The 24,384-nt window shown below is 48.5% G+C and carries 27 protein-coding genes and 4 tRNA genes; 17 read left to right on the plus strand and 14 right to left on the minus strand.

The window, feature by feature from the left end:
• Positions 1-57: 57 nt before the first annotated feature.
• Positions 58-133, minus strand: a tRNA-Ala gene (locus tag CSR02_RS03040).
• 81 nt (positions 134-214) lie between these two features.
• Entirely contained in the window at positions 215-847 is a 633-nt protein-coding gene (locus tag CSR02_RS03045; protein ID WP_099540534.1) for a Maf family protein, read from the minus strand.
• Between the two features lie 369 nt (positions 848-1,216).
• Here CSR02_RS03045 and hemE point away from each other — a divergent pair, with 369 nt between their 5' ends.
• From hemE to hemJ, 3 genes are read left to right on the plus strand one after another with little or no spacing between them, the layout of a single operon-like run.
• The gene (gene hemE, locus CSR02_RS03050; protein ID WP_099540535.1) at positions 1,217-2,296 is read left to right on the plus strand and encodes a uroporphyrinogen decarboxylase; all 1,080 of its coding nucleotides are present in this window, start codon (positions 1,217-1,219) and stop codon (positions 2,294-2,296) included.
• Complete coding sequence (locus CSR02_RS03055) at positions 2,293-2,994, plus strand: HAD family hydrolase (protein ID WP_099540536.1); 702 nt, start codon at positions 2,293-2,295, stop codon at positions 2,992-2,994. Before hemE ends, CSR02_RS03055 begins: the two co-directional genes overlap by 4 nt.
• Positions 2,995-2,996: 2 nt before the next feature.
• Positions 2,997-3,449, plus strand: a complete 453-nt coding sequence (gene hemJ / locus CSR02_RS03060) for a protoporphyrinogen oxidase HemJ (RefSeq protein ID WP_099540537.1) — start codon at positions 2,997-2,999, stop codon at positions 3,447-3,449.
• 30 nt (positions 3,450-3,479) lie between these two features.
• Here hemJ and CSR02_RS03065 read toward each other — a convergent pair whose 3' ends face one another.
• Positions 3,480-4,055: an NUDIX domain-containing protein gene (locus CSR02_RS03065; RefSeq protein ID WP_099540538.1), complete on the minus strand. Its 576-nt coding sequence runs from the start codon at positions 4,053-4,055 to the stop codon at positions 3,480-3,482.
• Between the two features lie 96 nt (positions 4,056-4,151).
• On the opposite strand from CSR02_RS03065, the gene CSR02_RS03070 reads away from it, so the two are divergent.
• The 3 genes from CSR02_RS03070 (at position 4,152) to CSR02_RS03080 (ending at position 6,173) form a co-directional block, all read left to right on the plus strand.
• Entirely contained in the window at positions 4,152-5,387 is a 1,236-nt protein-coding gene (locus tag CSR02_RS03070; RefSeq protein ID WP_099540539.1) for an MFS transporter, read from the plus strand.
• 46 nt (positions 5,388-5,433) lie between these two features.
• A complete protein-coding gene (locus CSR02_RS03075; RefSeq protein WP_099540540.1) occupies positions 5,434-6,018 on the plus strand; it encodes an LOG family protein in 585 nt (194 codons plus the stop codon).
• Between the two features lie 78 nt (positions 6,019-6,096).
• Positions 6,097-6,173 (plus strand) — tRNA-Pro (locus tag CSR02_RS03080).
• A gap of 108 nt (positions 6,174-6,281) precedes the next feature.
• Here the strand turns inward: CSR02_RS03080 and CSR02_RS03085 are convergent.
• Positions 6,282-6,725 (minus strand): hypothetical protein, encoded by a 444-nt coding sequence (locus CSR02_RS03085; RefSeq protein ID WP_042786395.1) that lies wholly within the window; start codon positions 6,723-6,725, stop codon positions 6,282-6,284.
• Between the two features lie 205 nt (positions 6,726-6,930).
• Here CSR02_RS03085 and CSR02_RS03090 point away from each other — a divergent pair, with 205 nt between their 5' ends.
• On the plus strand, positions 6,931-7,671 hold the full coding sequence (locus tag CSR02_RS03090; protein WP_208616792.1) for a hypothetical protein: 741 nt from the start codon (positions 6,931-6,933) through the stop codon (positions 7,669-7,671).
• Between the two features lie 40 nt (positions 7,672-7,711).
• Here the strand turns inward: CSR02_RS03090 and CSR02_RS03095 are convergent, their stop codons facing one another.
• On the minus strand, positions 7,712-8,176 hold the full coding sequence (locus CSR02_RS03095) for a methylated-DNA--[protein]-cysteine S-methyltransferase (RefSeq protein ID WP_042786557.1): 465 nt from the start codon (positions 8,174-8,176) through the stop codon (positions 7,712-7,714).
• 165 nt (positions 8,177-8,341) lie between these two features.
• On the opposite strand from CSR02_RS03095, the gene mnmE reads away from it, so the two are divergent.
• From mnmE to CSR02_RS03135, 8 genes are all read left to right on the plus strand, one after another.
• A complete protein-coding gene (mnmE, locus tag CSR02_RS03100; protein WP_099540541.1) occupies positions 8,342-9,673 on the plus strand; it encodes a tRNA uridine-5-carboxymethylaminomethyl(34) synthesis GTPase MnmE in 1,332 nt (443 codons plus the stop codon).
• 22 nt (positions 9,674-9,695) lie between these two features.
• Complete coding sequence (mnmG, locus tag CSR02_RS03105) at positions 9,696-11,576, plus strand: tRNA uridine-5-carboxymethylaminomethyl(34) synthesis enzyme MnmG (protein ID WP_099540542.1); 1,881 nt, start codon at positions 9,696-9,698, stop codon at positions 11,574-11,576.
• Entirely contained in the window at positions 11,560-12,156 is a 597-nt protein-coding gene (gene rsmG / locus CSR02_RS03110) for a 16S rRNA (guanine(527)-N(7))-methyltransferase RsmG (RefSeq protein WP_099540543.1), read from the plus strand. Before mnmG ends, rsmG begins: the two co-directional genes overlap by 17 nt.
• Positions 12,149-12,946, plus strand: a complete 798-nt coding sequence (locus CSR02_RS03115) for a ParA family protein (RefSeq protein ID WP_099540544.1) — start codon at positions 12,149-12,151, stop codon at positions 12,944-12,946. Before rsmG ends, CSR02_RS03115 begins: the two co-directional genes overlap by 8 nt.
• A complete protein-coding gene (locus CSR02_RS03120; protein WP_099540545.1) occupies positions 12,943-13,863 on the plus strand; it encodes a ParB/RepB/Spo0J family partition protein in 921 nt (306 codons plus the stop codon). The genes CSR02_RS03115 and CSR02_RS03120 overlap by 4 nt, the downstream gene beginning before the upstream one ends.
• Before the next feature lie 69 nt (positions 13,864-13,932).
• A tRNA-Lys gene (locus CSR02_RS03125) sits at positions 13,933-14,008 on the plus strand.
• A 186-nt stretch (positions 14,009-14,194) separates the two neighbouring features.
• Positions 14,195-14,746 (plus strand): phosphate-starvation-inducible PsiE family protein, encoded by a 552-nt coding sequence (locus tag CSR02_RS03130; protein ID WP_099540546.1) that lies wholly within the window; start codon positions 14,195-14,197, stop codon positions 14,744-14,746.
• A gap of 50 nt (positions 14,747-14,796) precedes the next feature.
• A complete protein-coding gene (locus CSR02_RS03135) occupies positions 14,797-15,216 on the plus strand; it encodes a DUF4186 domain-containing protein (RefSeq protein WP_099540547.1) in 420 nt (139 codons plus the stop codon).
• A gap of 19 nt (positions 15,217-15,235) precedes the next feature.
• On the opposite strand, the gene ubiM is transcribed toward CSR02_RS03135, so the two are convergent.
• The 9 genes from ubiM to CSR02_RS03180 form a co-directional block, all read right to left on the minus strand.
• Complete coding sequence (gene ubiM, locus CSR02_RS03140) at positions 15,236-16,420, minus strand: 5-demethoxyubiquinol-8 5-hydroxylase UbiM (RefSeq protein WP_099540548.1); 1,185 nt, start codon at positions 16,418-16,420, stop codon at positions 15,236-15,238.
• Positions 16,417-17,013 (minus strand): nitroreductase family protein, encoded by a 597-nt coding sequence (locus CSR02_RS03145; RefSeq protein WP_099540549.1) that lies wholly within the window; start codon positions 17,011-17,013, stop codon positions 16,417-16,419. The genes ubiM and CSR02_RS03145 overlap by 4 nt, the downstream gene beginning before the upstream one ends.
• Positions 17,014-17,044: 31 nt before the next feature.
• The gene (locus CSR02_RS03150; protein ID WP_042786405.1) at positions 17,045-17,419 is read right to left on the minus strand and encodes a histidine triad nucleotide-binding protein; all 375 of its coding nucleotides are present in this window, start codon (positions 17,417-17,419) and stop codon (positions 17,045-17,047) included.
• A gap of 6 nt (positions 17,420-17,425) precedes the next feature.
• Complete coding sequence (locus CSR02_RS03155) at positions 17,426-17,860, minus strand: phosphoribosyl-ATP diphosphatase (protein WP_099540550.1); 435 nt, start codon at positions 17,858-17,860, stop codon at positions 17,426-17,428.
• An 8-nt stretch (positions 17,861-17,868) separates the two neighbouring features.
• Positions 17,869-18,645: an imidazole glycerol phosphate synthase subunit HisF gene (gene hisF / locus CSR02_RS03160; RefSeq protein ID WP_099540551.1), complete on the minus strand. Its 777-nt coding sequence runs from the start codon at positions 18,643-18,645 to the stop codon at positions 17,869-17,871.
• Positions 18,645-19,970 carry a 1-(5-phosphoribosyl)-5-[(5-phosphoribosylamino)methylideneamino]imidazole-4-carboxamide isomerase gene (gene hisA / locus CSR02_RS03165; RefSeq protein ID WP_099540552.1) on the minus strand — a complete coding sequence of 442 codons (1,326 nt, stop codon included), beginning with the start codon at positions 19,968-19,970 and terminating at the stop codon, positions 18,645-18,647. Before hisA ends, hisF begins: the two co-directional genes overlap by 1 nt.
• Complete coding sequence (hisH, locus tag CSR02_RS03170; protein ID WP_042786409.1) at positions 19,970-20,626, minus strand: imidazole glycerol phosphate synthase subunit HisH; 657 nt, start codon at positions 20,624-20,626, stop codon at positions 19,970-19,972. The genes hisA and hisH overlap by 1 nt, the downstream gene beginning before the upstream one ends.
• A gap of 146 nt (positions 20,627-20,772) precedes the next feature.
• Complete coding sequence (hisB, locus tag CSR02_RS03175) at positions 20,773-21,369, minus strand: imidazoleglycerol-phosphate dehydratase HisB (RefSeq protein ID WP_099540553.1); 597 nt, start codon at positions 21,367-21,369, stop codon at positions 20,773-20,775.
• Between the two features lie 75 nt (positions 21,370-21,444).
• A complete protein-coding gene (locus CSR02_RS03180) occupies positions 21,445-23,478 on the minus strand; it encodes an NAD(+) synthase (RefSeq protein WP_099540554.1) in 2,034 nt (677 codons plus the stop codon).
• On the opposite strand from CSR02_RS03180, the gene CSR02_RS16480 reads away from it, so the two are divergent.
• Together CSR02_RS16480 and CSR02_RS03185 are read left to right on the plus strand one after the other, a co-directional pair.
• A complete protein-coding gene (locus tag CSR02_RS16480; protein ID WP_167384085.1) occupies positions 23,477-23,659 on the plus strand; it encodes a hypothetical protein in 183 nt (60 codons plus the stop codon). The two genes, CSR02_RS03180 and CSR02_RS16480, sit on opposite strands and share 2 nt — an antisense overlap.
• A gap of 16 nt (positions 23,660-23,675) precedes the next feature.
• Positions 23,676-23,750, plus strand: a tRNA-Gly gene (locus tag CSR02_RS03185).
• The last annotated feature ends 634 nt before the right edge of the window (positions 23,751-24,384 follow it).

Here is a 24,384-nt window from a genome sequence, read left to right on the forward strand (position 1 = left end):
TAGGAAAACCTGAAACTCTCAAAAACATAACAATTTCAAGGAGATAGAGTAAAGAACTGGTGGAGCCAATCGGAATCGAACCGACGACCTCCTGAATGCCATTCAGGCGCTCTCCCAACTGAGCTATGGCCCCACACTGTTCTTACACGCAAGCGAATGTGCGTGTGTGATCAGCCTCTTACATGGTCTGCCCTTAACAGGCAAGCCCCTATTTTCAATAAAAAATCACATTCATCTCTCTTAACGCCTCCAGAAGCGGAAGAAGAGGTAACCCCTGAATGGAAAAAGCATCTCCTTCCACATGCGCAAAAAGCTGTAATCCTGGCCCTTCCAGCCTATATGCTCCTACAGATGCCAAACACGCTGTTCCTTCTGTCTGGAGGTAGGCATTCAAAAAGGTCTCAGAAAACAAACGCATCGTAAGGCGTGGCTGATCGACATGCTGCCATAACACTTGCCCATTTCGGCAGATAACAACGGCCGTATGCAAAATATGCGTATTCCCTCTCAGCGCCAGAAGCTGTGCACGGGCCTGAGCCAGATCCTTAGGTTTATCGTACCATATGGAATCACAAGACAGCATCTGATCAGCACCAATAACAAAAGCGCCTGGTTGCTGAACGGAAAGCGCCTTGGCCTCTGCCAATGCAAGCGCCACAGCTTCTGGGCGCCATCCTTCACGCTGCCCTGCTGTTTTGAGGATACTTTCATTCACATCCCCAACCTGGACGTCAAAATCCAACCCGACATCTTCGAGCATTTTGCGCCTAGAAAAAGAACCACTCGCTAAAAGCAGTTTCGAATCTCTGTTCTGTAAAGGAGTCGGCATTAGTACTAAATCCTGCATCAATTCGAGTCCCGTTCAGGTACTCGTAAAAAATCAGCCTGTGAGTACTCACCTGAGTACCGGGGTACATGTGGATTGTACGGAACTCATAACTGCGACGTACCGAGTACCGGGCACAACCTTATAAAACGATAAACCGGTGAGTTGTACACAGCCCCGTACGGGTACTTTCTGGATAACTTTAAAAAGTGCTTGTTTTCCAATACCCTAAAATCTGTACACAGTGTGGGAAAGCTGGGGTACATTTTTGGAATACCGGGTACCCCACCATTCACAGTACTTTTAAACAACTACAAACCTATTTCTTTCTTTTTTTATAGGAAGAGGGGCGTGGACAGCGTGAACAAAGACGTGGCAGGACATCAAAGCATGATGACAGACCAACATATTCCCTCCGCCAAACGGCTTTTAAGAACACTCAATGGTGAAGCACTCTGGCCACCTCCAATGTGGCTGATGCGTCAGGCGGGACGCTTCCTACCAGAGTTCCGGGCTATGCGTGCCAAAGCAGATTTTCTGACACGTTGTATGACACCCGATATTGCAACAGAATTGACATTGCAGCCGATCCGTCGCTTTGGCATGGACGGCGCTATTCTGTTTTCCGATATTCTGATTTTACCATGGGCAATGGGACAATCTCTCGAATTTGTTGAAGGGAAAGGCCCTGTATTGGGCGCCATTCGCTCGGAACAGGATCTGGCCAGACTGGACCCTGCGCGTATTGCGGAAGTGACAGCGCCTGTTTTGGAAACTCTGGCACGCCTACGTAAAGAACTGGATGGCCCAGATAAAATTGGGGTTGCGCAACCAGGTGCAACAACTTTGCTTGGCTTTACGGGTGCCCCCTTTACAGTTGCCTGTTACATGGTTGAGGGGCATGGATCGCGCGAATTCGCTGTGACACGGCAGATGGCTTATGCCGACCCTGCTTTGTTTGATCGGTTAATGGATTTGCTGACGCAAACAACAGCTGAATATCTTTGCAAGCAGATTGAAGCTGGTGCAGAAGCCGTCATGCTGTTTGATTCTTGGGCAGGACTTTTATCTCCCTCCGAGTTTCGGCGACATGTGATTGCTCCCTCGCGCCAGATTGTTCAGGCTATTAAGGCGCGGCATCCTTCCACCCGTGTTATCGGTTTTCCACGTTTGAGCGGCGTGCTTGTTGCGGAATATGCGCGGGAAACTGGTGTAGATGTGGTGGCGCTGGATACTGGTGCGGATATAGAAATTGTTCGTTCCATGCTGCCAGAACATGTCGGTATTCAAGGAAATCTGGATCCTGTTGCTGTCTTGGCAGGCGGAGATGCCATGAAGCGTGAAGCTTTAGCCATTCGTGAAGCTGGCCGAGGGCGTGCGCATGTTTTCAATTTAGGTCATGGTGTTCTGCCACAAACACCCGTTGAGCACGTTGCTGAACTTGTAAATACGGTAAGGGAAACAGCATAATGGCGGAACATCCATTGGTTCTTTCCCCGCAAGGGCACTTGAAGCTTATTATTTTTGATTGCGATGGTGTTCTGGTTGATAGTGAAGAAACATGCTGCCGTATTAGCGCAGAAGAGGCACGGCGTGCTGGCATGGATGTGCCAGACGAGCAGGCTGTAAAAGTATTTTCCGGCATGGCATTGCCGGGAATACAAAACATGATTGAGCAAAAAACAGGTGTGCATCTTGGCCATGATTGGGCTGCCATGATGCAGAAACGTTTTGTAGCTGCCATGAAGAATGGTGTTGAACCTGTTGAGGGTGTTTATGACATGCTTAACAGTATTCGAAAACTTGGTGTTCCTGTAAGGGTTGCATCCAATTCATCTCAGGAAGAAATGGATGCAAAGTTTTCCATTACAAACCTTGAGACGTTTTTTGAAAAACGTATTCATTCTGCAAGAGATATGGGAATACCCAAGCCCAATCCGGCGGTATATCTAAAAGCAGCTGAAGAGGAAGGTGTTTCTCCTTCAGAATGTCTGGTGTTGGAAGATAGTGACACAGGTGCACGGGCCGCTGTGGATGCGGGTATGACATGTGTTATGCTAAGGGCTGCGGATAAAACTGTTCCTGAATGGGAAAACATTTTAAAAATTCACACTCTTTCAGAATTTGCACCGTTAGTGGAAAAAGCCTTGCAACAGCAAGGCCATTAATCATGGTTATAGATGCGCTTTTGCCTTGGATACGCTGGCTGGTAGCATTTCATATCATGTCTGTTATGGCGTGGATGGCTGGTTTGTTCTATCTGCCAAGGCTGTTTGTTTATCATTGTCAGGTTGCTGTTGGATCAGCTGAAAGTCAGCGGTTCAAAATTATGGAACGCCGACTTTTGAAAGCAATTATGACACCAGCCATGTGTGCAAGCCTTTTTTTTGGTGTGCTTCTTATGCTTACTCCTGGTGGGGTAGATTGGCATGCAGGGTGGTGGCATACAAAACTAACTGCTGTATTTTGTATGTTTGCATTCCATGGATGTTGTGCACGTTGGTGTAAGGAATTTGCAGCTGACCAGAACAGGCATTCAGAAAAATTTTACCGGATTGCCAATGAAGTGCCGACCATACTTATGATGATTATTGTTATTATGGTTGTTGTTAGGCCTTTTTAAAGAAAAGTCCCTGTATATCAGGGACTTTTTCTAAATAATGTTTTTTATACGCAAAAGACCAAAGGCTGCCAAACTGGCCATACATGTTATCTCATTTTTACGGATCATATTTTCTACTTCTGAAAGTAGAAAAGTATGGCATGTCATTCCTTGTTCTGTATCTTCCAGATTTCGAGGGCCTTGGGTTAACCCCGTTGCTAAATAGACATGGCCCTTTTGAGTGCAATATCCAGCACCCTGATAAATACTGCCAACATGATGCAATGTTTGAGCATGTAAACCTGTTTCTTCTTGGAGTTCACCAGCTGCCACATCTTCCATTTTGGCATCAGGGTGTTGTTCCCACGTTCCCATTGGAAGTTCCCATAAGCGCTTTTTAATGGGATAACGATATTGGTTGACTAAAGTGACTGTTGGAGCACCGTCAGGTGAAACCCCCAATGGGAGGATGACAACAAACTCGCCTCTTTCGACAACACCGTAGAGACCCTCTTTGCCGTTTGGCAGGCGAATAATATCTTCGCGCACACGTGTACATGGGTTTTTATAAGCAATGCGTGTGGAAACGGTAATGTATCCTTCATCATCAGGTGGTGCGTTATTCATACTGGTTTCCTGTGTTTTGTTTTGCATTTGTTAGCCATATGCGAGCAAATTGGTGTGGATTCCGATTATGTAACACCATTACCATGAAGGAATATAATGAGCAGAAATAATGACATGGAGGTAGAATCAGAGACAGCAGAGAAAAAACTGTGGTCTATCTTTGCGATCGTGGTTTTTACTTTGCTCTGCTATACAGAAATAGGTTTGCAAATGGCCGTTGTGCCATTGTTTGTAAAAGAACAGTTGGGTTTTGGATCTGCGCTCGCAGGTTTTGCTGTTTCTATCCAATATTTGGCAACATTTGTATCCCGTATTGGCGCAGGTCGTAGAATAGATACACGTGGGCCAAAAAAAGTTGTTATTGCAGGCCTTTTTCTGGGTGCGTTGTCTGGTCTGCTCATCATGATTGCGCCTTACCTGGTAGCGTGGCCTGTTGGAGCTTTGGCTGTTGTTTTGCTCGGCCGCATTATTTTAGGTTTTTCTGAAAGCTGGGTGGCTACAGGCGTTTTGGTTTGGAATATTCGCAGAGTAGGTCCTGCGGGTACGGCTCATGTTATTTCATGGAATGGCGTGTGTTCTTATGGTGGAATTGCTCTTGGTGCCCCTATTGCCATGCTGATTTATCAGTCTCATTCCGTATGGGGTGGCTTTGGGGGCGTGGGCCTGTGCTGTATGATTATGCTGCTTGTAGGGCTACCGTGGGCCTGGCGTCAGATTGCTGTTAAGCCACCACCACCATCATCTGCAAGTAAGCGTCATTCTTTTATGACAGTTTTCGGTCAGGTCGCACCTTATGGCATGGCTTTGGCGGCAGGGTCTGTTGGGTTTGGTGCTATTTCCTCTTTATTAACACTCTATTTTGCAGATCAGAATTGGGGAGGGGCTGCTGTTGCTTTATCCGTATTTGGTTCTGTTTTTGTTTTGACACGTTTTGGTTTTACAAATCAGATTACCAAACGGGGAGGCACAGTTGTTGCGCTGGTTTCCCTACTGGTTGAAAGTTTGGGCCTTTGTGTGTTGGCTATGGGGCATTCATCTCTTTGGGCAAAAATAGGGGCAGCTTTAACAGGTGCCGGTTTTTCACTTTTGTTCCCGGCTTTAGGGGTGGGCGCTGTTGCTCGCACAAAGCCAGAAAACAAAGGAATTGCAATAGGGGCTTTTTCTGTTTTCCTTGATATAGCCATAGGTCTTTCCGGGCCAGTTTTGGGGTTTATTATTCCATTTTGGGGGTATCAGGGATTATTTTTAACAACAGCACTTATTAGTCTTATAGGTGTTGGCATATGTGCTGTTGTGCGTAGTAAAGAAGGTGGACGACCTGTTTTACCATAAGAAAAATGTTATAAACTTTGAAAACTAATTTGGAGGAACGTAAAGAATGACAATTGATGTGCGTGCAGTTGCCGTATTTTGTGGCTCCCGTATGGGGGTAAAGCCTGTGTATCAGCAAGCTGCGCAGGAAACAGGTAAGGAACTGGCACAGGCAGGTATCAGATTGGTATATGGAGGCGGTGCAAACGGTTTGATGGGCGTTGTGGCCCATGCTGTTATTCAGGCAGGCGGAAGCGTAACAGGGGTTATTCCGGAGTTTCTGAAAACCCGTGAAAAAATGAATGAAGATGTTTCTGAGCTGATTGTGACCAAGTCCATGCATGAGCGTAAGCAGATCATGTTTGCACGTGCTGATGCTTTTTGGGTTTTGCCCGGCGGGTTTGGAACGTTTGAAGAACTTCTGGAAATTCTGACATGGAAGCAACTTAAGCGGCACGATAAGCCAATAGTGCTGATCAACGTGGATGGCTGGGGTGATAAGGTTGTGGCTATGTTGAATGAAGCTGTGCAGCAGGGGTTTGCCTCAACCGAGGCACGGTCTCTGTTAACTGTAGTGCCAAATGCAGCAGCAGCTCTTGAATGCTCTCGTATTGCTGAAAGCGCTGAAGCATTAGGTGTGGATGTGATGTAAAATGAGGAGAAGCAAGAGCAGGAAGTATATTTCTACTCTTGCTTCTTATGCGCGGTCGCTGTATAGCGAGAAAGTAATCGGAGTGTAGCTCAGCCTGGTAGAGCACTGTGTTCGGGACGCAGGGGCCGGAAGTTCGAATCTTCTCACTCCGACCATTTTTCAAATAATCAAATATGAAATAAGTGCTCACTTAAATATGTGAATACATGTAGGAAGACTTCTGCTCAGAAATATTCCAAGCAGAAGTCTCTATATTTAAGTTATTAAGCGCTCTTTACAGCATAAGGCGGCATGTCTTGTGCATTTGAATGTGGGAAATTCTGCAGAGTATCTTCTAAGGAAGAACCAACAAGCATGGAATCCCACCGATGCATTTCGGTTGTTTTGGCAGCAAGTGTGGCATGATTGATTTCTTCCAGCTTGATAGCTGCGTAAGATCCCAAGCCAATGCTTGCCACAAAAGCTGTAAGGCCAATCAACCCCGGACCTGAAAAAGCGTAATCGCTCCAACGGGCTGTTTCAGGCAACATCTGCCACAGATAAATAGAAAACGGCGTATTATCTACAAAATCAGACTGGCTAACGGTAAGGCCAGAATGAAAAATAGAAAACTTCAGCCCGCAAGCAATAAAAATAAAAGTGGAGCAGATGGCCAGGCTAAGGGCTGCAAGCCAAAGGGAAACAAAAGTTGCTTTTTTCCATGCCATGAGTCCGGCCTCCTAATTTGGGGTGTTAGGGGGCAAAGCAGAAGATTATTTCTCTCCGCTTCCTCCAATGAATATAATGTATATCAGGGATGCAAAAAACACAACATGAATCTGAAATTTCATCTTATCTGGTAAAGATAAAATGCAGTGGAAAATTGTCTTTTAATTCCCATGTAAGAGCAGAAGAAAGACATATTATGGCATTATGCCATCCCAGCAGTATCCAAAGTTAAGTGCAAAGGTCACCAATGTTATGTGGACTGCAATATCCAAAAAATTAGGGCTGGCCGCTCTTTTGGTGTGTGGGCTTAGTGTGCCTGTATTCTCAGCACATGCTCATCCAGGGGGTGGGGGCTTTGGTGGGCCCGGCGGTGGTGGTTTCGGTCATGGTGGTTTTGGCGGCCCAGGTGGTGGCGGGTTCGGTCATGGCGGACCGGGAGGCGGTGGTTTTGGCCGTGGTGGCTTTGGCGGGCCTGGTGGTGGTTTTCCTCATGGTGGTTTTGGTGGTCCACGTGGCGGCCCTGGTTGGGGTGGTGGACCAGGTGGACCATGGCGCGGTGGTGGCTGGGGGCCGCGTCCATGGGGCGGTGGCTGGTATGGTGGTTGGGGTGGCCCGTGGGGCTGGGGTTATCCTTACTATGGTTGGGGTTATGGTGGCTGGGGCTATCCGTATTGGGGTGGCGGTTGGGGCTGGGGTGCTCCATTTATGTTTGGTTCAGTATTGGGGCTGGCAATTGGTAGTGCCGCAGCATCTGAGTATAATTCGGCTCCGCAGCAAAGCATTTATGCTCCGCCGTCTTATTATTACAACGGCGGGCAACCAGGGGGGAGTGCTGCCTATCCTCCCCCTACGAATTATGGAAATGATACGGACTCATCTTCTATTGTTAGATGCAGTGCCGGGAAATTTTTCAATACCCGTACAGAAAGCTGTGATACAAGATAAGCAGCAAAGTTTACTTCTGCATTGCCACTACCGCCCAGATTTAGGCGTGGTGCGGCAATGCAGCACCTTCCAGCTGTAAAAGCCACGCCTTGTCTTCTACACCACCATCGCCGGAATATCCGCCTAAATTGGCAGTCCCGACAACCCGATGGCAGGGAATGAGAATGGGAATAGGATTTCGGCCAACAGCCTGACCAATGGACTGTGGGCTTCCCCCCACTTTTTGGGCGAGCTTTCCGTATGTGGTTGTTTGGCCAACAGGGATTTCCTGCAATGCGGACCAAACTTTTTTCTGGTAAGCTGTTCCATAGGGATCTAGCGGGAAAGGGAAAGGCCCTGCCTTTTGTGGGTCATCAAACCAATTATCCAACCATTCGCGTGCTTGGCAGAGCAGGGGCGTTTCGGTTTGATCTCGTCCCCAGCCCCAATCTAAAGAGATAATTTTTCCATCCTCTTCGGATAAAGTAATGGGCCCCAAAGGTGAGTGAAGCGAAAGCTGAGGCATAAAAATAACCCTTTTTGTGTTCAAAACATTTTTGGTTTTGTGTGACTGAGGCATGTCTCAAGCACATGGATAAAGGAAAGTATCATTTTTTAAGCTTACGTTTGCATGAAAAACTGCATTAGAAGCAGCATGAAGAAACAAGGCTTATAATGATATACGAAAAGGATGGCTGGGTTGGGGTATCAGGCTGAAGATACAATCTTTGCGCTTTCAACAGGTATAGAGCGCGCCGCAATTGCGATTTTGCGCGTAAGTGGCGCGGGCAGCCGAGATATTCTGTTGCAGATTTGTGGAGAGGTACCAGCAGCACGTAAAGCTGTTCTACGTAAAATATGGAAAAATGCCTCCATTCAGGATGATCTGCTGGATGAAGCATTGGTTCTCTGGTTTCCCGGCCCGCATAGTTATACTGGGGAAGATGGATTTGAACTGCACCTGCATGCAGGGCCAGCCATTATTCGTGCTGTTTCCGATGCTTTGGTGAATGCGGGTGCACGGCCCGCAGAAGCAGGCGAATTTACAAAACGTGCTTTTGTAAATGGCCGTATGGATCTGGTTGAAGCAGAGGGTATTGCAGACCTGGTTGCGGCTGAAACCGAGGGACAAAGAAAGCAAGCTCTGGCGCAGGTAGAAGGGGCTTTAAGCCAACTTTATTCTGGCTGGTCTGAACGCTTAAAAAAGATACTCGCGTTTCAGGAAGCGCTTATAGATTTTCCAGATGAAGATTTGCCGCCTGAAGTTGAAGAAAATATTAACCAGGATATTCAAAAACTTCAGTCTGAAATGCAGCAGCATATAGCTGATGGAGAGCATGGCGAAAGAATAAGGCGCGGGGTTGTTTTTGCCATTACAGGGCCACCAAATGCAGGCAAAAGCAGTTTGCTAAATTGGCTTACAGGCCGAGAGGCCGCCATTGTTTCTTCCAAAGCAGGAACAACGCGTGATGCCTTGGAGATTACTTGTATTCTTGCTGGAATAAAAGTGACCTTTATTGATACTGCCGGCTTACGTGAAACGGATGATGAAATTGAGGCTGAAGGTGTACGGCGTGCTTTGTTTCACGTGAAACAAGCTGATTGTGTATTGCAGATGTTTCCGGCAAATGAGTTGCCAGAAGATATTTTCCCCGGTGCAGTTTTGGTTGGAAATAAAGCTGATCTTGGAAAAATCCCACAAATACTAGACGGGAAAGATGTTCTGGCCATCAGTTTAAAAACTGGGGAAGGTCTGCCCGAATTACATAATTTTCTGAAAAGTAAAGTAGAAGACCTTACTGCCGCGTCTGTGTCCGGTGCACCACTGCTTACGCGGGCTCGGCACAAAGCGGGGGTGCAAGATGCAATGCAATGCCTTCAGGCCGCATGGCAACAGGAGTGGCCAGAATTGCGTGGGGAGGAATTGCGGTTAGCTATGCGCGCATTAGGGCGGCTAACAGGCCATGTTGGTGTAGAAGATTTGCTAGATGCAATATTCGGCCAGTTTTGTATTGGCAAATAAGGTGCGTGGGGAAGGGTAGAAAATGAACAAGGCTTACGATGTTATTGTGGTAGGAGGCGGCCACGCAGGGTGCGAGGCTGCTGCCGCTGCTGCGCGTTGTGGTGCCAGAACACTCTTGTTAACGCATCATAAAAATACTGTTGGCGCCATGTCCTGTAACCCAGCTATTGGGGGAATTGGAAAGGGGCATTTAGTGCGCGAAATTGATGCCTTGGATGGTGTTATGGCGCGTGCGGCAGATCGGGCAGGTATCCACTTCAAACTGCTTAATCGTTCCAAGGGGCCTGCTGTGCAGGGGCCAAGGGCACAGGCTGATCGTTTTTTATATCGTCAGGCTGTGCAGGATATTTTAGCAGATACCGTAGGGCTCGATATTCAAGAAGGTGCCGTAACGGATCTGATCTGTGATGATCAAAACTGCGTAGCCGGAGTTGCGTGTGAAGATGGACGTCAGTGGGCTGCGGGTGCTGTTGTTTTAACAACAGGTACGTTTCTGGATGGAGTTATTCATATTGGGCATAAAAGCAAGCCTGCGGGAAGAATTGGAGAACAACCTTCGGTTGCATTAGCGTCACGGTTAAAAAAATTGGGTTTGCGTATTGCGCGTTTAAAAACAGGAACACCAGCGCGGCTCAGGCGTGACACAATAGATTGGGCATCTCTCGCGGTAGATAGGGGGGATGTATCCCCCGAACCATTCAGCCGGTTAACACCTTTTATTACAAACCCACAAATGGTGTGTGGCATAACAACAACAGTTTCAAAAACACACAAAATTATCCGCGAACATTTACATCTTTCAGCAGTTTATGGGGGCGCGATTTCAGGACGAGGTCCGCGTTACTGCCCATCTATTGAAGATAAGGTTGTGCGGTTTTCAGAAAAAACAGGGCATCAGATTTTTCTGGAGCCAGAAGCTCTTCCTGACCATGAAGGGGGAGATCTGGTTTACCCCAATGGAATTTCTACCAGCCTGCCAGCAGATGTTCAGGACGCCATGATCCATTCTATCCCTGGGTTGGAAAAGGCTGTTATTGCCCAATATGGTTACGCTGTAGAATACGATTACGTTGATCCACGTGAACTGACAGTTTCTTTGGAACTGAAAAAATGTCCTAATTTATTTTTGGCAGGCCAGATTAACGGAACAACAGGATATGAAGAGGCTGGAGCTCAAGGCCTTCTGGCGGGCGTGAATGCAGCAAGAAGGGCAGGAGGCCAATCAGCTGTTAGTCTTGATCGCGGTAAAGCTTATTTGGGTGTGATGATTGATGATCTGACCACGCAGGGCGTGAGTGAGCCTTACCGTATGTTTACATCCAGGGCTGAATATCGTCTGACTTTGCGAGCAGATAATGCAGATGTGCGTTTAACCCCAATAGGTTTGGAGTGGGGATGTATTGGTTCTGAAAGACGCGAAGTTTTTGAACGCGATATGCACGAGATCGAGCAGTTTAGGCAAAAAGCAGAAGCAGAAAGTTGGCCTCCACAAGTGCTTGCTCAGGCTGGTGTAAAAGTGGCACAGGATGGCCGCCGCCGGAATCTTCTGGAGGTCATGGGGCAGAGTGTTACTGAGAATACAATAGAAGCATTGGCTCCTTGGGTGCAGGCATATTCTGAACGCGTGCGCAGCTATGTCAGAACAGAAGCACGCTATAGTGGTTATCTGGTAAGGCAGAAGCGCGAGATTAAACAGCTTGAAGCAGAAACAGAAATTCGTTTTCCTCAGAATATGGATTTCAGAAAAATAGGCGGTTTGAGTGCAGAAATGCAGGAAAGGCTGGAGCAGGCACGGCCTGAAAGTTTTGGCGCTGCACAACGTATTCCGGGCATAACACCTTCAGCGCTTATGGCTGTTCTGGCTTATCTCAAAAAGGGACAGCATCATGCACAAATGGCCTGAAGATGTTCATGTTTCACGTGAAACAAAGGAAAGGCTTTCTGCTTTTGTGAACCTTCTGGAAAAATGGAATCCGCGTATCAATCTTGTGTCTTCCAAGGATATTGGGAATATCTGGAATAGGCATGTTCTGGATAGTCTCCAGCTTGTTCCTTTGATACAAGGCCAGCATCGGTTTATTGATATGGGGTCCGGGGGTGGATTTCCTGCCGTGGTGGTGGGAATTGCAACGGGCATACCAGGTGTTTTGATTGAATCGGACCAGAGGAAGGCTGCCTTTTTGCGTGAAGCTGCGCGGCTTACAGGTACAAATTTGGAAGTTTTGCCATGTAGGCTGGAGAGTGTAAAAGTTCAGCCCGCGCCAGTGGTAACAGCACGGGCTCTGGCTCCGTTGGTGAAACTTTTGGAGTGGGCACACCCGCTGTTAGAGCCGGAAGGAAAAGCTGTTTTTCTTAAAGGCCAACAGGCTGCACAGGAAATTCAAGAAGCGGAGCAGGTCTGGCATATGGATATTCAAACTTACCCAAGCCAGACAAGTTCTGATGGTATGATTCTGGAAGTGAGAAATTTTAATCGTGTCTAAGGTTAAGAAGAGCGGGAAAGCCTGCCACGTTTTTGCTGTTGCCAACCAGAAAGGGGGGGTGGGCAAAACCACCACAGCCATAAATCTGGCAGCATCTCTGGCAGCCGATGGTGCTAAAGTTGTGCTTCTGGATATGGACCCACAGGGGAATGCCTCAACAGGTTTGGGAGTTGATTATGATTCCCGCAAAGGGGGCTCTTACGCACTTTTAATGCACGAAAAAGCTGCAGCCGATCTTTTGCAGCCCACCGAGATTGATAATCTTTCAGTTATTGCTGCCAATACCGAACTGGTTGGGGCTGAAATTGAACTGGTAGATGCAGAGCACAGAGAAACCAGATTGCGTACGGCATTGGAACCTCTGCGTGACACAGTAGATTTTGTGATTATAGATTGCCCACCAAGCTTGGGGCTGCTGACGTTGAATTCCTTTGTTGCGGCTGATGGTGTTCTGGCACCGCTACAATGTGAGTTTTTTGCGTTGGAAGGCTTGGGCCACTTGGTTAAGACGATTGGACGGGTGCAGAAAAACCTCAATCCAAATCTGAAAATGGCCGGTATTGTGCTGACCATGTATGATAGACGAAATAATCTGTCGGAACTTGTGGCCGCAGATGCCCGCAGTTTTTTTGGAAAAGACGTGCTGCAAACGGTTATTCCACGTAATATCCGTATTTCAGAAGCCCAGAGCCATGGTCAGCCTGTTATGCTGTATGATCCCAGAGCCAGCGGAACATCCGCTTATCAGGCATTGGCAACGGAAGTCATGAAAAGGGCATCGGCATCATGAGTGGTCAGTCATCACGTAAATCCGCAGCACGTCCTAAACTTGGGCGTGGGTTGGCAGCTTTGCTAGGTGATGCCACTTCTGTTGCGGAACCTGAATCTGATGGCAAACCCACAGGTAAGGCTGCGCCTGCTGCAAGTTCTTTGCCAGTGGAAGTTCTTGCTCCAGGGCCTTTTCAGCCACGGCAGGATATGGAGCCAGAAGCTTTAAAGGAACTGGCGGAATCTATCCGTGAGCGCGGTATTTTGCAGCCTATTCTGGTGCGGCCTGATCCTGACAAGGCAGGCCATTATCAGATTATTGCGGGGGAGCGTCGTTGGCGTGCAGCACAATTGGCGCAGTGCCATGAAGTGCCTGTGCATGTAAGAGATCTGTCTGAAGCAGATGCCATGGCAGCTGCTCTGGTTGAAAACCTCCAGCGTGCTGACCTGAATCCAGTTGAAGAAGCCGAAGGCTTTAGCCGACTGATGGAAGAATATAGCTTAACGCAGGATGAACTGGCAAAGGCGATAGGCAAATCCCGCCCACATGTGGCGAACACTTTACGTCTGCTCCGTTTGCCCGATGTGGTGCGACAGGAGCTTAAAAAAGGAACTCTATCTGCTGGTCATGCCCGCGCGCTTTTAGCACATCCAGACCCTATACAGGCAGCGGCAGAGGTTATTTCTAAAGGACTCTCTGTTCGGCAGACTGAGGCGTTGGTGCAGAAGGCTCTTGAGCAGGCAAAAAATACAAAAGTTGAAACCAAAGATCCTAAAGTTCTGAAAGACCCGGAGATTTCAGCACTGGAGCGGGATTTGGGAACGCGTTTAGGGCTTAAAGTCCAGGTTCATTTTGATGGACGGAAAGGGGGATCCCTTCAAATTCATTACAAAAGTCTGGATCAGCTTGATGCCGTGCTAGCTATGTTAAAAACCTGAATTTTCAGACTTGTCTTAAAGCTTTAGAGGTGGTAAAAACTGCCTCACTTCAGCAGTTATATGCTGTAAGGGCGCATAGCTCAGTTGGTAGAGCAGCTGACTCTTAATCAGCGGGTCCAAGGTTCGAGCCCTTGTGCGCCCACCAAGCTTTCCCTAAGTTTTTGGTGGTTCTAGTTTACAATACGTAAACTGATTTTTTATTTGCCTAAGAATACATAAGTTTTATTGCTTTTCAGCAGGCAGATATCTCATAATTTTCAGTTATAAATGGTGGCTTTATATATTTACACTAAAGCTACCCGAATTTTTTTTACCAAGCACATAGAGAAACATGAGCAATCCAGATCCTAACCATATGTCCCAAGATCCTTTTTCTCGTGAAGTAACACGGTTACGAAAAAGTTTTTTGGAGATGAATCTTTACGAAGGATTTGAACTTTTGATCATGCTGGTTCTTACCGGCTTGATTATGGTGATTACAACCATTGCAACTTGGCATCTTACCAAGGAAGTTTGGTATCTGGTGATGTCATCGCAAATAGATGCATCCAATATGCCGGCTTTTCAGGAAGTGTTTGGCAATATTTTTACAGTTATTATTGCGCTGGAGTTCAAGAGCTCCCTGCGGATCAGTTTATCTCATAGTCGGGATGTTGTGCGTGTGCGCACGATTGTGCTCATTGCGCTTCTGGCCGTAGCGCGCAAGTTTATTATTCTTGATCTGCACGAAGTAAAGCCTTCTGAAATGTTGGCGTTTTCCGCAGCTGTTTTGGCATTGGGTGTTGTTTACTGGTTGATCCGTGAGCAAGATATTCGTGTGGCCACAGGTAAAGGTGAGCTGATTGCGCATTCATCTGTGCCCTCTGTGAAAACAGATGAATGATAACTACATATCTATGATGTAATTTTTTATGCTCAAGGAACATCATAGCAGTGCAACAGGGTGATCTTTTTGCGCAGGAGCAAGCACTTCCTCCTGTGTCAGATACGTTGTGGGCACGGCTTGCAAAGTCGTCTTTTCGAAGCAGGTTTCATCTCAACTGCCAAGATATGGCATATCTGGCAGAAAAAGGCCTGCCAGTTGTTACGGAACATGGTCGGGATTTTATTGCCCGACGCCTTGCTCCGGCTTATCCCAAAAAAGATGGCAAACAGACACCGTGGAAAGGGCACCCTGTTTTTGTGGCTCAGCATGCTACAGGAACCTGTTGCAGATCATGTCTGGAAAAATGGCACGGGTTTGTAAAACGGCAGCCACTTACACCCGCTCAACAAGCTTATGTGGTGGCAGTGATTGTTGGGTGGCTGGAGCGCGAATTAAAGTACGCAAGCAACAAAGGCAGCCTAATCTGAAAGGCTGCCTTTTTTAGTGTTAAGCTATTGTTTTTTTATCCATCAAAAGCGTGGTAACCGCCTGTTTGAAAGGCGTAAATCTATCTGCCAAACGAATGCAGGCCTGTCTGATGGGTTTAAATGGCAGGGCATCGTGCGTGTAAAGCGAGGCAATGCCGTTTGTGCCTGCAAATAATAAGGCAGTTGCAAGCCGATGCTGCCGTTCATATTGCCGTAAGGCGTATGCATTACCTGCATCGGCTTGGGTGTTAAAGGCTGTACGTACGCATTGTGCAAGCGTTTCTTGCCCCTTTAAACCCAGATTGAAACCATGTGCCGTGATGGGATGCATCCCTACAGCTGCATCACCAACCAAAGCCAAGCGTCGGCCAGTAAAGCGGTGTGCGTAAACACTTTTAAGGGGATAAGCATGCCGCGTACTGACAAGGCGCATTTGGCCCAGCCGTGCCCCAACGCGTTGTGTAATTTCCGTATTAAACGCATCGCGCGGTGTGGCCATCAAGCGTTGTATTTCGTTCGCAGGCAACGTGAGAACAAGGGATGAAGCCATACCGTTAACCGGTAACAAAGCAATTGTCTGCCCTTCATCAAACCATTGCAGGGCGATGTTATGGTGTGGAGATTCATGTGCCATGCGGCAAACCAGCATGGATTTATGAAAGTCATGCACAACTGCGCCAATGCCTGCACGCCTGCGTGTTGGGGAAAAACGACCATCTGCCCCAATAACAAGGCGTGCCTTGATCTGGCCTCCAGAATAGTGGACAGCTGCGTAATCCTGACCCTGTCTTACAGTTTCAACCTGAGTATGAGGTTGTAGATGGATACGTTGTTTTTCATTTGCTGCGGCAAACAGGGCGCGACGAATGTGGTTATTGGAAACCAGCCAACCTAGCGCTTCTTCTCCATGTCCATTTGTATCAAATGTAAGTGGATGGCGGAAACGGCCTGTTTCAACATGAGCTTCACGCAAAGGGCAGATAACACTTTGCGGAATATGATCCCATGCTTTGCATTCTTTAAGAATACGAATGGAACTATGCGTAAGAGCTATTTCCCGACCATCAAAGGATGGTTCTTCCCAAACAGAAAGGGGAGCACGTTCCAGAACAGTTACGCAAAGACCGACCTTTTCCAGAGAAAGAGCTGTTGCCAATCCAACAGGTCCGCCTCCAATCACAACGGCATCTGTTATATGTGTCATGGTGTTTTTCCATCGGCCGGAAAGTTTACAGGCTGGCCTTGCCATATGGCGGTGAACTGCGCAGGATCTGGGCGCTTGGGGGAGGGGAGCGGTGCTTCGGGTGTTCCGATAAACAGGAAGCCTGCTAATTTATGGGGTGCAGGAAAACCCAGTTCTTCAGCAAGAACAGGATCATTTACCACATCGCCGGAAACCCATACCGCACCAAACCCCAAAGCATGCAGCGCGTTCAGGATATTCATGGCACCTGCGGCAACGGTCATTTCCTGTTCCCATAAAGGAATTTTATGTTCCGGGCGCAAATGCATACCCAAGACAAGTGTCATGGGAATAGTGGAAAATCTATTCAAACGCTTTTGTTTTTTAAACTCTGGAACATCTGGATCCATGCGCACCATGCTGGCAACAATACGTTCAGCCAGCAGTAAGCGTGCCGCATCTTTTACAATAACATAACGCCATGGACGCAGTTTTCCATGATCTGGAGCCCGCATGGCAGTAGCCAGAATCTCGGCCATTTGTGCCTCAGATGGTGCAGGAGGCTTAAGACGGTCCGTTGAGGCGCGGGATAAAAGCATGTCCATAGGTGTCATGAGAGGATGTCCGTCCGGGTAAAACAGATGATCAGGCCGGGAAGGCAGGAAATGCTTTTCCGCCCAGAAGATGGATATGGAAGTGAGGAACCTCTTGCCCGCTATGAAGCCCTGCATTGGTGACCAATCTATAGCCGTTTTCTTCCAGCCCAAGATCAGCTGCAATCTGGCCTACAGCGCGTGTGACACCAGTAATTTCTTCCGCAGGCGCTGTTTTGCTGAAATCCATAAAGGAAACATAAGGTTTTTTGGGAATGATCAGAACATGAACAGGGGCTTTGGGCGCAATATCATGAAACGCCAGAACCCATTCGTTTTCAAAAATAGCCTTGCAAGGAATTTCACCACGCAGGATTTTTGCAAAAACATTTTGTGGGTCATATGGTCCTTTACCTGTTACAGCCATTTTTTATTATCCTTTTACTGCTTTTATGGTTTTGGAACGGGATGCCTTTTCCGCAATGCCACTTGTGCCTTCACGGCGCTGAAGTTCTGACCAAACCTGATCAGGCGTAATGCCTGCATCTACCCACAAGACAATAAGGTGGTAGAGCACATCAGCACTTTCCCCAATCAAAAGGTCCTTGCGGCCTGCTACAGCTTCAATCAGACATTCTACGGCTTCTTCCCCAAATTTCTGGGCAATTTTGTAAGTGCCGCGTGAAAGCAGACGCGCTGAATGGCTTACTGAAGGATCTGTGCCTTTGCGGCTTTGTACAACATCGTAAAGGCGGTTTAGAACGGAAATATCTGCTTCTGAAATTTCAGGAAGAGCTGGAATATCCTTGTTTTTTTTAGATTTTGTATCTGCTTTTACGTCTGCTTTGGAGGGGACTTTTTTTGTCATGATATAAGTTAACCTGCAAAAGGAGCGGGAGAAGGACGAACTGGCAAGCCTGCTGCGGACAATGCCGCTTTTACCTGCGGAATAGTGAACTGACCAAAGTGAAAAACGCTTGCTGCCAACAGGCCTGTGGCACCGGCCTTGGCACCTTCTACAAAGTGTTCCAGCTTGCCAACACCACCAGATGCAACAATGGGAAGCCTTACAGCTTGTGTTGCCGCCTTAAGAAGGTCCAGATCAAATCCACTTCCCGTACCATCCCGATCCATGGATGTCAGAAGGATTTCTCCTGCACCACGTGCAGCCACTTCACGGCACCAGTCTATGGCATCCTGCCCGGTAGGGGTGCGGCCACCGTGGGTAAATACTTCCCACTTGCCCGGTGCTGTCTGGCGCGCATCTATAGCAACAACAACGCACTGGCTTCCAAATTTATTGGCAGCTTCATTCACCAGTTCCGGACGGCTGACTGCTGCCGAGTTCATGGCGCATTTATCTGCCCCGGCCAGCAGAAGGCGGCGCATATCATCTGTTGTGCGCACCCCCCCTCCGACAGTAAGGGGTAGAAAAATTTTCTCGGCTGTTTTGCTAACAACGTCCAGAATTGTGTCACGGTTTTCGTGGCTGGCAGTGATATCCAGAAAGGTCAGCTCATCAGCTCCGGCGGCATCGTATACAGCAGCCTGTTCAACCGGGTCTCCCGCATCGCGTAGGGAAACAAAGTTGACCCCTTTGACCACTCTACCGTTTTTGACATCCAGGCAGGGAATAACGCGTAATTTTAACATCAGCTTAACACTTTCAGGGCTTCAGCTGGGGTTACACGGCCATCATACAATGCTCGGCCCACAATCACACCCTCAATACCTGGTGCCTCCTGCGTGGCTTCGCGCAGGGCAATCAAATGTTCAATACTGCCAACACCACCACTGGCAATAATGGGAATGGAAACCGTATTGGCCAGTGTTACGGTCTGTTCCACATCCAGCCCTTCCAGCATGCCATCGCGGCTGATTTCCGTGAAGATGATGGAGGCAACGCCTGCTTCCTGCATGCGCAGGGCCAGTTCTGTGGCCTGCATATCAGAAACTTCGGCCCAGCCTTCAGTTGCAACATGGCCAGATCTGGCATCAATGCCAGCCACAATGCGGCCGGGAAATGCGCGGCAGGCTTCTCGCACCAAAGCAGGGTTTTTTACGGCAACAGAGCCCAGAATAACCCGGCTGATCCCTATTTCCAGCCATGCCTCAATGGCTTTCATGTCACGCAGGCCACCGCCAAGCTGCACGGGAATATCAGTTGATTCCACAATAGAGCGTACGGCATCCACGTTTTCAGATTGCCCGGCAAAAGCACCGTTCAGATCCACAACATGCAACCACTTAAAACCTGCGGCTTCCCATGCAAGGGCCTGTGCACCGGGGTTGTCTGAATACACAGTGGCATCATCCATTTCTCCCCGGCGTAAGCGTACGCAGGCACCATCTTTGAGATCAATGGCGGGGTAGAGAGTAAGAGGATGTGTGGAAGAAGCTGCTGTCATGGTTTCAGGCCGCGTTTGCTGAAAGGAGGATGAAAAGGGAGAATGTTCTGTATCCAATGATTTGGTAAAATACAGACCACGCAGGTAAGTGTCGCCCAAACGAGTATAAAGAGGGTGTGTGCCCCAATGCAGAAAGCCTGCCTTACGGAACAAAGCAATTGCGCCTTCCTGCGTTTCGGGCACTTCGGTATTCATAATCCGAAAGCCCATGCTGCGGGCTGCATTTTCCACTTCGTGTAACAAGGCTGTGCCTAAGCCTCGGCGTTGTGCATAAGGCGCAATAAACAGATGTGCCAGAGTAACGCACATAGCTTGCAGCTCATTATTACGGGCGCTGCGCACAAGTTGGGCGCACCCGACAATTACGCCATTATGCCGGATAACAAACAACATGCGCTCGGGTACAAGCAACAGGCCCTTAAAGTAGCGCTCCAGCACCTGCCGCCCTTGGGGTTGCAGCCAGCCAAAACCGCCGCCATCCAGAATGGATGCATCTACGGCCTCACATAAGGCCTGAAGATCATCTTCTTCTAACGTAAGAATACGCTGAACGCGTTTATTCCGGCTCATTACACGGGGGCTTTCGGATCCCATGTCAGAAAGTTGGCAAGAATCCGGAGACCAACAGTCTGGCTTTTTTCAACATGAAACTGCGTGCCTGCCACGTTTCCTTTGCAGACTATGGCGGGCACGCTGCCACCGTAATCCGTAGTGGCAAGCAGAACATCGGGTACGGTATTTTGCAGGGCATAGGAATGCACAAAATATCCATGTGGTGCCTTACCCAAACCTTGGGTAAGGGGATGTTGTGTTTGCAGTTCCAGCTCATTCCAACCCATTTGGGGAAGACGAAGCCCTGTTGCTTCCATGAGGGTGATTTCCCCCGGAATCCACCCAAAGCCTTCTGTCACACCATGTTCTCGCCCACGTTCAGCCATAAGCTGCATACCAACACAAATGCCTAAAAAGGGTGTGCCATTGGACGTAGCCGTCAGGATGGAATCTTTCAGGCCAGGAATGGCTTCCAACCCACGGGCGCAATCTGCAAAAGCGCCTTGCCCCGGCAGAATAATACGGTCTGCTTGCAAAACAGCAGTGGGTTCGTTGGTAATAACAACATCGGCTGCAATGCCTGAAAGCTCAGCAGCCCGCAGGGCAGCGCGGGCCGCGGATGCCAGATTGCCGCCTTCGTAATCAACAACGGCGATGGAAAGAGGCTGGGTCATGGAACCCTCTTGTTGCTGGTGACCCTGTCTGAATCCTGTTAGCCATATCAGGCGCAGCCCAGACAGGTTTGCGTTCTTCTCGGTTGTGCCCAGCGCTGCAGAACAGATGTGTCGGGCAGGGCTGGGTTAATAACCCGTATAAAAAATTATAGCACGCCTTTGGTGGAAGGAATGCTGCCTTGCGCCCGTGGGTCTGGTTCCACAGCCATGCGCAGCGCCCGCGCAAGTGCCTTGAACGCGGCTTCGGCAATATGGTGGCAATTTTTGCCAGCTTTTTCTCTTAGATGCAGCGTCAGCATGGCGGACATGGCAAGGGCCCGGAAAAACTCCTCTACCAGTTCAGTGTCTAAGTCCCCAATGCGATCACGGGTAAACGTGGCCTCAAATGTCAGAAACGGCCGGCCGGAAAGATCAACCACGGCTTCACACAAAGCTTCATCCAGCGGCACAAGGGCATGGCCAAAACGACGCACACCACGTTTGTCTCCCAATGCCTGCTTCAGGGCCATGCCGAGAGCAATGCCGGTATCTTCAACACTATGGTGACCATCAATATGAAGGTCACCCTTTACGGTTACTTTCAGATCAAACAGGGCATGTTTGGCTAATGCCGTCAGCATATGATCAAAAAAACCGATTCCGGTCTGAATACCAGCCTGCCCGGATCCATCCAGATCAAGGGTAATGGTGATATCGGTTTCGCTTGTAACGCGATGGATGGTGGCTTGGCGCGATGCTTTCATAGTGCTGGTGAGTATAGCCCAATATGGGCCATAACGCCATCTGGGCAGCGGCAGAGAGACATTCTCTGTTCGGGGTCAGACTTGGGGCACATTGTGTTTGAGATCCTCCAGCCAGAGGCGGGCATTGCCATCAGAGGGCGCGCGCCAGTCTCCGCGAGGAGAAAGACTGCCACCAGGCATGACTTTGGGGCCATTAGGCATGGCCGAGCGTTTGAACTGGCTGGTGGCAAAAAAGCGCCTTACAAATATTTCCAGCCAATGGCGAATGGTGGGCAGATCATAACTTTTGTATTCCGATGTCGGGAACCCCGGAGGCCAGTGCCCGATTGTGGTATCCTGCCAAGCCTGTTCGGCCAGAAAAGCAATGCGGGAAGGGGAAAACCCATAACGCAGAATATAAAACAGTGCAAAGTCATGCAGGGCGTAAGGCCCTATAATGCTTTCTGTGCTTTGAGGACCGTTTTCACCCGCAGGAATAAGTTCGGGAGAAATTTCTGTAGCCAAAACGTCTTTCAGCACCGTGCCAACAGAGGCTGAAAAATGGCCTGAAGCAATGCACCAGCGGATAAGGTGCTGAATGAGTGTTTTGGGCAGCCCTGCATTAACATTGTAATGCGCCATCTGGTCCCCTACGCCATAGGTGCACCATCCCAGGGCCAGTTCAGACAAGTCTCCTGTGCCAATAACAAGACCTTGATGCTGGTTGGCCAAGCGGAACAGAAAATCTGTGCGCAGCCCCGCCTGAACATTCTCAAATGTAATGTCATGGATAGGCTGGCCTTCCGCATAGGGATGGCGAATGGTCTGGAGCATCAGCTCTGCTGCTGGCCGGATATCCAGTGTTTCATGCATGATGTTGAGCTGCACCATCAGCGCATTGGCACTGGCGAGGGTTTTATCTGTGGTGCCAAAACCAGGCATTGTATAGCCCCGTACAGCGCTCCGTGGCCAACCCAGCTCATCTGCCGCACGGACAGCCACCAACAGGGCGTGTGTGGAATCCAGACCGCCGGAAATACCAATAACCATTGTTTTAACGCCGCTTGTTTTGAGGCGTTGCTTTAGGGCGGAAACCTGAATGGTAAAGGCTTCAAAGCAATCCTGCGCCAAGCGTTCAGGAGCAGAGGGGACAAAAGGAAAACGCGAGAGCGGGCGTCTGAGCCCAAGGTTTGCGGAAGGTGGGCTTAAGGTGAAGCTGATACGCCGCCATGGGGTGGTATCTGCCTGATAGGCTCCATCAGCAAAGCTTCCCATTCGCAAACGTTCTTGCCGTAAAAGCGTGAGATCCACATCTGCCATCACGGTTGTTGTGCCAGATGGGAAGCGGTCACTGGAAGCTAGCAGGGTGCCGTTTTCAAAAATGGCGGTTTGGCCATCCCATGCCAGATCCGTTGTGGATTCGCCTTCTCCTGCTGCTGCATAAAGATACGCAGCAATATTCCGCGCAGATAGCGATTGGCAGAGCATGTTGCGTGTTTCTGCTTTGCCAACAGTAATATCACTTGCAGAAAGGTTGGCGATAATTGTGGCGCCAGCCAATGCTGCATGTGTGGAGGGTGGGATTGGCACCCACATATCCTCACAAATTTCTACGCTGAGGCAAAAAGAGGGCACATCATCAGCTTCAAACAGTAGGTCTACGCCAAATGGTACGATATGGCCGTTAATATCTATTGTCTGCCCGCGAATGCCTGCGCCAGGGCGAAAATGGCGTGCTTCATAGAACTCTCGATAATTTGGAATGTAGCTTTTGGGAACAATCCCCAGAATCCTGCCGGAATGAATAACCACTGCGCAGTTATAAAGCGCGTTTTCCCATAACAGGGGGGCGCCTACCACCATTACAGAATGCAAAGACGTAGAAGCTTGCACCAATGAGAGAAGAGCGGTTTTGGTTTGAGTGAGAAGAACTTCCTGTTGCAGCAGGTCTTCCAGTGTATATCCGCATATCCCCAGTTCAGGAAAAACGCATAATGCAGAGCCATCTTCTGTGCATGCAGTCGCAGCGTCTAAAATGCGCTGTGCATTTACGGCGGGTTCTGCCAGTGCCACAGGTAAGGTACAGGCTGCCACGCGGGCAAATCCCTGATGATAAAGGGATCGGAACATGGAAGCAGACACGGTTTTCCTTCCTTGCAGCACAAAACTGTTTGGGTCTTCAGTATCAGCACATACCAAAAAGCACCAACAGGCCTCTTCAACACAAATGGGAAAGAGGGAAAGAAAGAAAATGCAAAATCAGGCGTTTTTTTTCATTTTCCCTCTTGCCTATCTGAACGATCCTCCGTAAAAGGAGGCCATCCAATGCGGGCGTAGCTCAGGGGTAGAGCACAACCTTGCCAAGGTTGGGGTCGTGGGTTCGAATCCCATCGCCCGCTCCAGATTTCTCTAAGAAAATCTGGAGCGTAGATGAGTAAAATTTAATTCATCTAGCCGCATAATAAATATGTCATCAACACATAAATTGATAAGAGATCGCTTATAGGCTGCATCGCTTTGATGAGCTAATTGTACAGGCGAGACCCTTCCATACGATGAACTTTTTCTGTCACCCACAATATTGATGGGTTGTTATGCTGACGTGGCTGCAAAAAGAGTATTTCCCGAACCATCTTCTCGTGTTTCGCTGGGTTAAGTAATACTTTGTGCACGCCTATGTTCGATGTTTGCAGACCGGCTTGATTGAGAAATTACATATAAGGCAGACAGTCATTGATAAGATTCTTCGTCTGCTTATCGGTGGGGTATTCAATGTCTGGTCTATGTTTAAGGCAGCAAACCTCAGATAGCATCCGTCGAAATGCTTTCGACGGATGCTTGGATTTTGCCGATACTTTCGCGACCAAAACCTTTATATTTCTCTCAACCTAAAATTATATTTTGTATTTATTTTTCAAAATAGAGATCTTTTCCAAGAAAAATTTCTTATTTTCATCTGATGGTGCGTATTTTTCAAATTCAGGTATAACTAATCTTATTCTCTTCATGTAAGCTTCAATGACCATATCGTTAAGT

Source organism: Acetobacter pomorum (assembly GCF_002738225.1).
Lineage (GTDB): Bacteria > Pseudomonadota > Alphaproteobacteria > Acetobacterales > Acetobacteraceae > Acetobacter > Acetobacter pomorum.